Consider the following 11,189-nt stretch of genomic DNA (forward strand, 5'->3'; position numbering starts at 1 on the left):
CGTTTACCCCCTTTGGTAATAATACTGAAGTGTATCTGGATAGATTTCTGTTGGATAATTTCCTGTAAAACAGCCAAGGCAGAAGCCATGGGCTCCTTCTGTCTGTCCGAGAGCTTCAACCATTCCCTTAACGCTTAAGAATGTTAATGAATCAGCACCAATAATTTCACGGATTTCTTCAACTGATTTATCAGAAGCAATTAATTCTTCTTTCGAAGAAGTATCAATTCCGTAGTAGCATGGATTTTTAATCGGCGGTGAACTGATGACCACATGGACCTCTGTTGCACCTGCATCTTTTAACATTCTGACAATTCTTCTGCTTGTGGTGCCGCGGACAATGGAGTCATCCACCATGACAACACGCTTTCCTTCTACAACCCCGCGCACTGCCGAGAGCTTCATTTTCACGCCCTGCTCTCTCAGCGACTGTGTCGGCTGAATAAATGTCCTGCCTACATACTTATTCTTAATTAACCCCATTTCATAGGGAATTCCGGATGCTTCGGCATAACCAATGGCCGCTGATATACTTGAATCAGGAACTCCAGTTACCACGTCAGCTTCAATCGGAGCTTCAACTGCCAAACGTTTACCCATATTTTTACGTGCCGTATGGACATTGAAACCAAGAATATTACTGTCAGGTCTTGAAAAATAAACATATTCCATCATACACATACTCTTCGTTGAGCTGACAGCAAACTGTTCTGACTTTAATCCTTCATCATTAATTATCAATAATTCACCAGGCTGAATATCACGGATGTATTCCGCCCCAATTACATCAAAAGCACAAGTTTCTGAAGCCACGATATAGGAATCGCCAAGAGCAGCAAGTGATAACGGTCTTAATCCATGTGGATCAAGAGCCACCATTAATTCTGTTTCAGTCATGATTAAGTAAGCATAGGCCCCTTTTAACACCGAAAGGGCGCTTTTCACTTGGTCTTTTTTGTCGATATAACCGCTTCTTCTAATTAAATGTGCTAATACTTCTGTATCAGAGCTTGTTTGAAAAATACTCCCCTGTGCTTCCAGCTGATGTTTTAACGAGTTGACATTTACTAAATTGCCATTATGCGCTAATGCCAAGCTGCCGCTTTGAGAATGGAAAAGGAGCGGCTGTACATTTTCGTAGCCCCCGCCGCCTGCTGTCGCATAACGGACATGGCCGATTGCTGCTGTACCGGTTAATTGCGCCATTTTATCTGAGGTGAAAATTTCTGTTACCAGCCCCTCGCCTTTTACACATTTAAGCTTTTGGCCGTCAGAAACAACAATTCCTGTTCCTTCCTGTCCTCGGTGTTGAAGGGCATGAAGTCCATAATAGGTTAACCGGGCAGCGTCTTCATGTCCCCAGACACCAAAGACGCCGCACTCCTCGTTTAATCCCTTGATTTCAGTAAGCATGGGATGGCCCCTTTCCAGGCTGCCTCTAGTTCTTCAACCTCTGCCTCAAGTCTGATTTCTCCCTCGGCAAAGACTTGTAAGCTGCCTGTTTGATTTACTTCCCCAATTAACTCTGCTTCTACTAAACTCTCAAATTTCTCTTGGTCTTCTTTTTTGACTGTTAATAAGAAACGGGATTGTGACTCACTAAATAAGGCAGTGACTGAATCGCCGCTGATTGTTACTTTTGCACCAAGCTTTTCGCTGCCGAATAAAGATTCTGCAAGAGCAACACTCAAGCCGCCTTCTGATAAGTCATGTGCGGATTGTACAACGCCTGCACGAATCGCTGATAAGACTTGGTCCTGTCTTTCTTTTTCAAGAAGAATATTTAACTCTGGAGCCTTGCCAAAAACTTTTCCATTGTTGAGCAGCTTTTGAAGTTCACTGCCGCCAAACTCCGGTTTTGTTTCCCCCGCTAAATAAATAAGGTCGCCATTGTTTTTGAATTGTTGCGTTGTGATATGGTCAATATCGGTAACAAGCCCTGTCATCCCGATAACCGGCGTTGGATAGATGGCTGTACCGCTTGTTTCGTTATATAAAGAGACATTCCCGCCGATAACTGGAGTTTTGAGAACACGGCATGCCTCACTGATGCCATCAGCTGCTTTTTCAATCTGCCAGAATACCTCAGGTTTTTCCGGGTTGCCGAAGTTTAGGTTATCTGTAATGGCTAATGGTTCTGCACCAGAGCAGACAATATTACGTGCTGCTTCCGCCACTGCGATTTTTCCGCCTGTTTCCGGATCAAGGTAAACAAAGCGTGAGTTACAATCTGTTGTCATCGCCAACGCCTTTTTTGTTCCTCTAATGCGGATAACTGCTGCGTCTGAACCTGGCGAAACAACTGTGTTTGTCCGTACCATGTAATCATATTGCTCATAAACCCATTCCTTGCTGGCAATAGTTGGCTGGCTTAACAGCTGTACAAGGGTTTCTTTTACATCGTTCACCGCTGGAATGACATTTTCCATTGCCTGGAACTCGGCAAAGTAAGCAGGCTCTTTTGACGGCTTATGATAAACCGGAGCCTCTTCAGCAAGTGCATCAACCGGAATGTCTGCTACAACTTCTCCTTGATGATAAAGGCGGAATTGCTTATCATCTGTTACCTTTCCAATGGCCACAGCATCCAGATCATATTTTTTAAACAAATCTACAATCTCTTGTTCTCTTCCTTTTTTTACTACAATCAGCATGCGCTCTTGTGATTCCGAAAGCATCATTTCATAAGGAGTCATGCCTGTTTCACGCTGTGGTACAAGGTCAAGATTCATTTCGAGTCCCATACCCGCTTTACTTGCCATTTCCGAAGAGGAGCTCGCAAGACCCGCTGCTCCCATATCCTGAATACCAACTAGAGCATCTGATTGAATCAGCTCCAGGCAGGCTTCAAGGAGAAGTTTTTCCATGAATGGGTCGCCGACCTGTACTGCCGGACGTTTCTCATCTGATTGCTCTGTTAATTCTTCAGAGGCAAAAGTAGCACCATGAATACCGTCCCGTCCTGTTTTTGCCCCTACATACATGACAGTATTGCCAAGACCGTGTGCCTGGCCTTTTTTAATATCTTCATGGTTGATTAATCCCACACACATTGCGTTAACAAGCGGATTTCCTTCATAGCATGGGTCAAACTGTACCTCACCGCCGACAGTTGGAATACCGATACAGTTACCATAGCCGGCAATCCCTGCTACAACTTCTTTAAAAAGATATTTCACACGGGCAGAATCCAGTTCGCCAAAACGAAGGGAGTTGAGTGATGCAATTGGGCGTGCACCCATTGAAAAAATGTCACGGATAATTCCGCCGACACCCGTTGCTGCACCTTGATATGGTTCGATAGCAGATGGGTGGTTATGGCTTTCAATTTTAAAAACTACTGCCTGACCATCGCCGATATCTACTATCCCTGCCCCTTCACCAGGACCTTGAAGAACTTTTTCGCCTGTTGTCGGAAATTTCTTTAGAACCGGTTTGGAGTTTTTATAGCTGCAGTGTTCTGACCACATAACCGAAAACAATCCTGTTTCCGTCCAGTTCGGTGTGCGGCCGAGAATGTCTTCAACCATCGCAAATTCGTCGTCGGTTAAACCCATTTGTTTGTATAGTTTCTCTGTCTTAATCTGCTGCGGATTTGGTTCATGCTTTAACAACATGTGCTTCCCTCCAAGTCTTTACGATTGATTGAAAAATTTGCAGCCCGTCTGCACTTCCTAATAGGGTATCAACTGCTCTTTCAGGGTGAGGCATCATGCCAAGTACATTGCCCTTTTCATTGATAATGCCGGCGATATCTTCTAAGCTTCCGTTCGGGTTTTGCTCATAAGTAAAAACAATTTGGTTATTGGCTTTTAAGCTGGCCAATGTTTCCGCGTCACAATAATAATTCCCTTCTCCATGGGCGACAGGAATGCTGATGGACTGCCCCTCTTGATATTCTGCAGAGAACATGGTTTGGTTGTTTGCAACCTTTAAATGAACCGGCTTACAAATAAACGAGAGACTCTCATTTCTGCGCATTGCCCCTGGCAGAAGTCCTGCCTCTAAAAGAATCTGGAATCCGTTACATACGCCCAGCACCGGTTTTCCGGCTTCCGCTGCTTTGATGACTTCTTTCATCACCTTGCTGAATCGGGCGATTGCACCTGATCTTAAGTAATCTCCATAAGAAAAACCGCCAGGAAGAAGAATTCCATCATATCCTTCTAAAGAATCTGTATCATGCCAAACATATTCCACTTCTTCTCCAAGTTCATCCTTGATTGCATGGTACATGTCGATATCACAATTGGATCCTGGAAAAACAATTACCGCAAACTTCACTGTGCGACACTCTCCTCTACTTCATAGCGATAGTCCTCAATAACAGGGTTTGCGAGAAGTTTTGAACAAATTTCATTTATTACTTCGTCAATATCACGTTCAGATTTTTCAATTTTTAATTCCATGTATTTACCAATTCGGACATCAGTCACTTCTTTATAATTTAAAGCATTTAATGAATTCGTTACGGCCTTTCCCTGCGGATCTAATACACTTTCCCGTAATGTAACATATACTTTAACTTTATACATGCTGATGACCTCCAAGTTTTTGTAAAATAGTTTCATAGGCTTGTGTAAGGCTTCCTAAATCGCGGCGGAAGACGTCTTTATCAAGTTTTTTATTTGTTTCTTTTTCCCATAGACGGCATGTGTCGGGAGAAATTTCGTCTGCAAGCAGGATGTTCCCATCCTGGTTTTTCCCAAATTCCAGTTTGAAGTCAATTAAACGAATACCTAACTCAGAGAAGAATTGGGATAAGAATTCATTGATTTGTAGAGCTTTTTCTCGTAATTCGCTGATTTCCTCTGCTGTTGCAGCTTTTAATTCAAGAATGTGGCTTTTTGTTACAAGCGGATCGCCAAGATCATCATTCTTTAAATAAAATTCAACCATTGGAGCTGATAATGGTTTCCCTTCTTCGATTCCCAATCTTTTTGCCAGGCTCCCTGCCGCTGTATTACGTACAACCACTTCTAGAGGGATAATTGTAACCTTTTTCACGAGCTGTTCAGTTTCAGAAACCCGCTTGATAAAATGGGATTCAATTCCGTTTTCTTTTAGCTTTGAAAATAGCAGACTAGTAATCTCGTTATTCAAACGGCCTTTGCCAGTGATCTCTGCTTTTTTTTGCCCGTTGAAGGCTGTGGCTGAATCTTTGTACTCAACAAGTACAACCTGTTCGTCGTCTGTGGTATAAATCCGCTTTGCTTTTCCTTCATAAAGCAATTCTTTCATTTTGGTCACTCCTGATTTTTTAATATTGGGAATCTTCTGGTTATACAGGAGGAGCTTTTCAGCTCCTCTATTCAATTATCCTACAATTTAACGATTTAATATTACTCATTCAGTCCAAGCCGGTCGAAAATCATATCTACATGTTTCAGGTGGTAATTGTAATCAAAGCAATCATCAATTTCTTCCGGTGAAAGCAGAGATGTAATTTTTTCATTTGCTTCAATCAAGCTTCGGAATGGTACCTGTTTCTCCCAGGCTTCCATTGCTCTTGGCTGAACCGTATCATATGCCTCTTCACGAGACAGCCCTTTATCAATCAATGCAAGCAATACGCGTTGAGAATAAATCAAGCCTAGTGTACGGTCCATGTTGCGCTTCATATTTTCAGGGAATACCGTTAAGTTTTTCACAATATTGCCGAACCGGTTTAACATGTAATTCAAAGCAATTGTGGCATCAGGTAAAATAATCCGTTCTGCAGATGAATGTGAAATATCGCGCTCATGCCATAATGACACATTTTCATAAGCAGTCATCATGAATCCGCGAACGACGCGGGCCATCCCAGTCATATTTTCAGATCCAATCGGATTACGTTTATGCGGCATTGCTGATGAACCCTTTTGACCTTTTGCAAAGAACTCTTCTACTTCACGGGTTTCACTCTTTTGCAGGCCGCGGACTTCCGTTGCAAACTTTTCAATGGAAGTGGCAATTAAAGCAAGTGTAGCCATGTAGTATGCATGACGATCGCGCTGCAATGTCTGGGTTGAAATCGGTGCAGGTTGAATTCCGAGTTTTTCACACACATATTGCTCAACAAACGGGTTGATATTAGCATAGGTACCAACCGCTCCGGAAATTTTCCCGAACTCCACGCCTTCTGCTGCCTGTTTAAAGCGTTCAAGATTCCGTTTCATCTCCTCATGCCAAAGAGCAAGCTTTAAACCGAAAGTGGTCGGCTCAGCATGAACACCGTGGGTACGCCCCATCATGACTGTGTATTTATGTTCCATCGCTTTATTTTTTAAAATCTCAATAAAGTTTTCAATGTCTTTAAGCAGTATGGCATTGGCCTGCTTCAAGACATAGGATAAGGCTGTGTCGACAACGTCTGTTGAAGTTAAGCCGTAATGAACCCATTTCCGCTCTTCACCAAGGGTCTCGGAAACGGCACGGGTAAAAGCAACCACATCATGTCGTGTTTCCAATTCAATTTCTTTAATTCGCTCAATGTTGAATGATGCATTTTCACGAAGCTTTTTTACATCCTCTTTAGGGATTTCACCCAATTCTGCCCATGCCTCACAGGCTAAAATTTCAACTTCCAGCCAAGCATTAAAGCGGTTCTCTTCTGTCCAAATTGCACCCATTTCAGGTCTTGTGTAACGATCAATCATGTTTTATCCTCCGATCTTTTCCTTAACTCCATTCCAAATGCTGCTTGCATCGACCTCAGCAAGGGCTTCTCCGACTGAATCCCTCAGCAATGTCACATGTCCCATCTTACGCTTGATTTTCGCTTCCTTTTTCCCGTATAAATGAATCTTCCAATCTGTCAGTGCGGGAATTTCTTTATAAAGCTCATCAAGATGCTCCCCTAATAGGTTGACCATAACAACAGGTTTTAATAGCTCAGTACTTCCTAAAGGCCAATTGCAGATTGCCCGGATATGCTGTTCAAACTGTGACGTTACGCAGGCTTCAATTGAATAATGCCCTGAGTTATGAGGTCTGGGAGCTAATTCATTAATATAAATGTTTCCGTCTTCCGTGACAAACATTTCGACCGCCAAAATCCCAACTAATCCAAGCGAGTCAGCAATTTGCTGCGCCTTTTCCACCGCTCTTAATTGAAGGCCTGTTGAAATTCTTGCTGGAACTATGGTCTGATGCAGAATATTTTCCACATGAATATTTTCCCCTACTGGAAAAATAGCCGTCTCACCATTAGGTTTACGTGTTACGATTACCGAAATCTCTTTTTCAAATCGAATCCACTTTTCCAATACGCAGGCACCGTGGTTGAGAAGAGACTCTCCTTCGGCTAGATCCTGTTCTGATTTAATAACCAGCTGGCCCTTGCCGTCATAGCCGCCTCTTGCCGTTTTTAAAACGGCCGGGTAACCAATTTTGTTCATTTTAAAAATTAAATCCTCTGCACTTTCAATCACTTCGTAAGGTGCTGTCTCAACACCAGCTTCCCGAATCGCTGCTTTTTCCTTAATCCGATCCTGAGTGATTGCCAGCAAATCCGGTCCCTGCGGAACATAGGCTTGATCACAAATCCACCGGAGTGTTTCAGCATCTATATTTTCAAATTCATAAGTAATGACGTCACTGACTTCTGCCAGCTTTTTAATGGCCTCTCGGTCATCGTATGCACCAATGACTTCAACATCCGCTACTTGGCCGCAAGGGGAATCTGATGCCGGTTCCAGCACCGCAATGCGAAAACCTTGTGCTTTAGCCGCTAATGCCAGCATCCGACCAAGCTGACCGCCTCCGACAATACCAATTGTCGAACCTGGTAGAATCGTTTTATTAAACAAGATCATCACTACTTTCTAGGACTTCTTCCTTGGTTGCCTCTCTTCTTGCCATAAGTCTTTCTGCTAATGCCGCATCTTCAACCGCCAGGATTTGTGCTGCTAAAAGGCCAGCATTTACCGCTCCTGACCTGCCGATTGCCACTGTTGCAACCGGCACTCCGCCAGGCATCTGCACAATGGAAAGTAAGGAATCCAGTCCGTCCAATGCTTTCGATTGAACCGGGACACCAATGACCGGCAATGTAGTTTTTGCAGCCACCATTCCCGGAAGGTGTGCCGCTCCGCCAGCTCCGGCAATAATTACCTTCAGTCCTTTTTCCCTTGCCTCTTCTGCATATGTAAACATCAAATCAGGTGTTCGATGGGCTGATACAACCTTCTTTTCATAAGGAACTTCCAATTGTTCTAATTGTTCGCAGGCATGCTTCATCGTTTCCCAATCTGATTTGCTCCCCATAATGACTCCAACACGAGCTGTCATCTTGCGGCCCCCTTTTTATAAAAAATATTCAACCCTTAGAATGGTCCAGCCTCTGCAGTTATACCGCAAAAGAAACAGGGTTTTCTTATAAATAAAAATGCCCGGCAAATAGCTCTCTAAAGAGAAAGCCATTTGTCCGGGCACCTGGAAACTGGTCAACGATACAAAAGGTAAAGTGTAAGGCTACCCAATGTAAGTTGCCGAACATATTGACTTTCCCTCATAGTCCAATAATTTACGGTTATTGGGTAGAAACTTATGGGCCATATTCCCATGGATATACAAGGGTAAAGATGAATTTTGTCGATTAATTTCGATTAACTACCATTAGTTTAACAGCCTATTCATATAGATGTCAACAATAAATCGAACGATTTTTTTTAATCATAATTGGAATGTTCGTGTTTTACTCAATTATCTTAGCTTCAAAGACAATTTGCCGCCCTATCGGCTCGTAAATGGTCTCACTGCCTTTTTTTATTTCTTGAAAAATCGGCTTCTCAATTCTGCGGATAGGCGTATACCCTTCCTGCTTCATTCTATTTAAACATTCCTCAATACTTTCATGTTCCTGCACTTCAAATTTCTTTTTGCTCATTTAAACAGTTTACCTTTCTTAACAGATTTCACCCAGAAGCCGCCATAAATTGTTTTTGGTTCATAGACAATGATAAAGGCCTTAGGATCCAGGTTTTTAATGGTATCATACAGTTTTAATTCATATTTCCTTGGGGTCAAAATCTGCATCGCCATCCGGTTTCCTTCAAGACCGTGCGCCTGCCAGTCTGTTACACCGAATCCCTTTTCTCTGATTAGATTTGGAAGATTTTTATCCCATTGGGCAGTAATCACATTTACTGTTATATATCCCAGCGCCAGCTTTTCTTCTATCTTCATCCCAACAATAACACCAATGCCGTATCCGACTGCATAGGCTATTAGGTTCTGGATTTTATCAAGGTTATTTAAAACAAGCCCCAGTCCAAGGACATAAATGACTACCTCCACCATACTCAGGCTTGCTGCTAAATAGCGCTGCCCTTTTAAAGTTAAAATCATCCTTATAGTAAAGAATGATACATAGACAATATTTATAATCAGGATTATTGCAACCATTACAACACTATTTTCCAACACGATATTACCCCCTTATGAATTCGCTCATTTCACTTTATCACAAATTTTATTTTTGTTAAGAATTAAATTTGCACAAACTATAGCGAGGTGATTTTATGTTTAAAAAAATGGCTCTAGTTTGTATCATTTTTATTAGCTTTCTCCCTTTTCATCAAAATGTATTAGCAGATTCTCCCTTAAAAGCAGCTTTTATCCGAAATGATGATCTTTGGCTAAAAGTCGGCAATAATGCAAGACAATTAACGAGCGGGGATTACGTCAGGTTTCCAAAGTGGTCTATGGACGGCAGCTGGATTGCCTACCTGCGTACTAAAAAGGGAGATGGCTATTTGGGGGAACTCTGGGTATATAATATTAAACTGAACAAGCACTTTAAAGTGCAGTCAGGTGTCAGCAACAATTTTCAATGGTCACCGGAGAATAATGAAATAAGTTTTATGATCCAAAATGATTTATTTGTACTAGCTGCGGACCCTTCCAAACCATTTCAAATTCAAGCAGCTGCTAACGATATCAAGAACTTTTCCTGGCTGCCAAATGGTGACGGAGTACTAATTTCTAAAAAGAAAAATCAGGAGCTTAATTCGGATATTCTGTTATATAAGGTCTTTTTAGGAAAATACCCTCAGAAGCCGTTAATAAAACCTTTTTATACTGTTCCGGCAGAAGAAAATGAAATTGTGGCCAGTACAAGCCAGTTTAAGTGGTCGCCTAATAAAAAATGGATTAGCTTCCTCCTTGTACCAACCGCTTCGATATCAGCTGACAGTAATACCCTCTGTATACTATCAGCCGATGGTAAAACATTTCGCAGAATAACCGAAATGTTAAATTACGATAATTGGTTTCACTGGTCTTCTGTAGGCAGCACCCTCGGGTTTATTAGCGGTATTGGCAGAGAAGCCACAGTGAACAAATATTTACGGATTATTCATGTTCCCAGCTTTAAAGTAAGGCCCTTAACACCAAAGGGATACGTAGAAAGGGATTTTACCTGGAAAGGCAGCGGGGTTCTTTACTCTTCGCGTTCCCCGGAAACCAATGAGGGTCTTCTAGACCAAAGGCCCCTGCCATATATGTATAAAATAAATCTTTCCAGCGGCCATCAAAAGCAGATTGGTCACCATACTTTAAATGTAGGTGATTTCGTTTTGCAATATTTAGATAATCAGCTGATTTGGGTTAGGACCGATCAGAAAACAGCATTTGTAATGACGGGACATGTCATAACGGGGAAGGAAATTGACTGGATCCAAAATATTACTTTGCCAATCCCTTATTATTCTAGATGGAATTGGGATGAGGTGTTTAGTTTGTATAAGGATTGAGCAGGGTTTACATTTTATGGGCTGAGTGTGCGACTGATTGCAAGAGTGGTTTAATAACTATGGGCTGCTTCTGAATTTTATTTTTATGTTGCTCGGGGTGCTTGAAGCTTTTTTATTTCTTGAAGCAAAGGGTTGATAGACACGTCTATGTATCCTTTGCATTGCTTTTCACTTTTCACAAGGGCTGATAGAGGTTTTTTATGTGCCCTTTGTACTGACTTTCCACTTGTTAGAGGGTTGATAGATTTGCTCTAGGTACCTTCAAATATACCTTCTGCGGTTGATAGATTTTTCAACTTTAGGAGAAGCTTCTTTTTAAAAGGCAACACAAAAAAGACAACCTTTTATAGATTGTCTTTTTATTTGCCCGGCAGCGTCCTACTCTCACAGGGGCAAGGCCCCAACTACCATCGGCGCTGAGAAGCTTAACTTCCGTGTTCGGTATGGGAA

11 protein-coding genes, 1 rRNA gene and 1 riboswitch are annotated in these 11,189 nt (G+C 42.1%); of the genes, 1 reads left to right on the forward strand and 11 read right to left on the reverse strand.

The features are described from left to right. Positions 1 to 3: 3 nt before the first annotated feature. The 10 genes from purF to M3183_RS19280 all read right to left on the reverse strand — a co-directional run bounded on the left by purF (position 4) and on the right by M3183_RS19280 (position 9,411). Positions 4 to 1,413 carry an amidophosphoribosyltransferase gene (gene purF / locus M3183_RS19235; protein WP_251472219.1) on the reverse strand — a complete coding sequence of 470 codons (1,410 nt, stop codon included), beginning with the start codon at positions 1,411 to 1,413 and terminating at the stop codon, positions 4 to 6. Further along, entirely contained in the window at positions 1,389 to 3,617 is a 2,229-nt protein-coding gene (purL, locus tag M3183_RS19240) for a phosphoribosylformylglycinamidine synthase subunit PurL (RefSeq protein ID WP_251472220.1), read from the reverse strand. Before purL ends, purF begins: the two co-directional genes overlap by 25 nt. Next, positions 3,601 to 4,284 carry a phosphoribosylformylglycinamidine synthase subunit PurQ gene (gene purQ / locus M3183_RS19245; RefSeq protein ID WP_251472221.1) on the reverse strand — a complete coding sequence of 228 codons (684 nt, stop codon included), beginning with the start codon at positions 4,282 to 4,284 and terminating at the stop codon, positions 3,601 to 3,603. The genes purL and purQ overlap by 17 nt, the downstream gene beginning before the upstream one ends. Continuing rightward, complete coding sequence (gene purS / locus M3183_RS19250; RefSeq protein ID WP_251472222.1) at positions 4,281 to 4,535, reverse strand: phosphoribosylformylglycinamidine synthase subunit PurS; 255 nt, start codon at positions 4,533 to 4,535, stop codon at positions 4,281 to 4,283. The genes purQ and purS overlap by 4 nt, the downstream gene beginning before the upstream one ends. Next, positions 4,528 to 5,241 (reverse strand): phosphoribosylaminoimidazolesuccinocarboxamide synthase, encoded by a 714-nt coding sequence (purC, locus tag M3183_RS19255; protein WP_251472223.1) that lies wholly within the window; start codon positions 5,239 to 5,241, stop codon positions 4,528 to 4,530. Before purC ends, purS begins: the two co-directional genes overlap by 8 nt. 101 nt (positions 5,242 to 5,342) lie before the next feature. Then, positions 5,343 to 6,641 carry an adenylosuccinate lyase gene (gene purB / locus M3183_RS19260; RefSeq protein ID WP_251472224.1) on the reverse strand — a complete coding sequence of 433 codons (1,299 nt, stop codon included), beginning with the start codon at positions 6,639 to 6,641 and terminating at the stop codon, positions 5,343 to 5,345. Between the two features lie 3 nt (positions 6,642 to 6,644). Next, entirely contained in the window at positions 6,645 to 7,799 is a 1,155-nt protein-coding gene (gene purK / locus M3183_RS19265; RefSeq protein WP_251472231.1) for a 5-(carboxyamino)imidazole ribonucleotide synthase, read from the reverse strand. Continuing rightward, complete coding sequence (purE, locus tag M3183_RS19270) at positions 7,786 to 8,274, reverse strand: 5-(carboxyamino)imidazole ribonucleotide mutase (protein ID WP_251472225.1); 489 nt, start codon at positions 8,272 to 8,274, stop codon at positions 7,786 to 7,788. The genes purK and purE overlap by 14 nt, the downstream gene beginning before the upstream one ends. A gap of 203 nt (positions 8,275 to 8,477) precedes the next feature. Continuing rightward, positions 8,478 to 8,579: riboswitch (purine riboswitch) on the reverse strand. A gap of 101 nt (positions 8,580 to 8,680) precedes the next feature. Continuing rightward, positions 8,681 to 8,872 carry an NETI motif-containing protein gene (locus M3183_RS19275; RefSeq protein ID WP_251472226.1) on the reverse strand — a complete coding sequence of 64 codons (192 nt, stop codon included), beginning with the start codon at positions 8,870 to 8,872 and terminating at the stop codon, positions 8,681 to 8,683. Next, positions 8,869 to 9,411 (reverse strand): DUF2179 domain-containing protein, encoded by a 543-nt coding sequence (locus M3183_RS19280; protein WP_251472228.1) that lies wholly within the window; start codon positions 9,409 to 9,411, stop codon positions 8,869 to 8,871. The genes M3183_RS19275 and M3183_RS19280 overlap by 4 nt, the downstream gene beginning before the upstream one ends. 95 nt (positions 9,412 to 9,506) lie before the next feature. On the opposite strand from M3183_RS19280, the gene M3183_RS19285 reads away from it, so the two are divergent. Next, positions 9,507 to 10,739, forward strand: a complete 1,233-nt coding sequence (locus M3183_RS19285) for a TolB-like translocation protein (RefSeq protein WP_251472229.1) — start codon at positions 9,507 to 9,509, stop codon at positions 10,737 to 10,739. 365 nt (positions 10,740 to 11,104) lie between these two features. Here M3183_RS19285 and rrf read toward each other — a convergent pair. Beyond that, positions 11,105 to 11,189: ribosomal RNA gene (gene rrf / locus M3183_RS27620) — 5S ribosomal RNA — on the reverse strand; the annotation flags it as partial.

Source organism: Neobacillus mesonae, from assembly GCF_023715155.1.
In the GTDB taxonomy this organism is placed as follows: Bacteria; Bacillota; Bacilli; order Bacillales; family Cytobacillaceae; genus Neobacillus; species Neobacillus mesonae_A.

Coding starts and splice junctions, on each gene's coding strand:
- purF (WP_251472219.1), bottom strand. CDS start 1,413: ATGCTTACTGAAATCAAGGGATTAAACGAGGAGTGCGGCGTCTTTGGT.
- purL (WP_251472220.1), bottom strand. CDS start 3,617: ATGTTGTTAAAGCATGAACCAAATCCGCAGCAGATTAAGACAGAGAAA.
- purS (WP_251472222.1), bottom strand. CDS start 4,535: ATGTATAAAGTTAAAGTATATGTTACATTACGGGAAAGTGTATTAGAT.
- purC (WP_251472223.1), bottom strand. CDS start 5,241: ATGAAAGAATTGCTTTATGAAGGAAAAGCAAAGCGGATTTATACCACA.
- purB (WP_251472224.1), bottom strand. CDS start 6,641: ATGATTGATCGTTACACAAGACCTGAAATGGGTGCAATTTGGACAGAA.
- purK (WP_251472231.1), bottom strand. CDS start 7,799: ATGATCTTGTTTAATAAAACGATTCTACCAGGTTCGACAATTGGTATT.
- purE (WP_251472225.1), bottom strand. CDS start 8,274: ATGACAGCTCGTGTTGGAGTCATTATGGGGAGCAAATCAGATTGGGAA.
- M3183_RS19275 (WP_251472226.1), bottom strand. CDS start 8,872: ATGAGCAAAAAGAAATTTGAAGTGCAGGAACATGAAAGTATTGAGGAA.
- M3183_RS19285 (WP_251472229.1), top strand. CDS start 9,507: ATGTTTAAAAAAATGGCTCTAGTTTGTATCATTTTTATTAGCTTTCTC.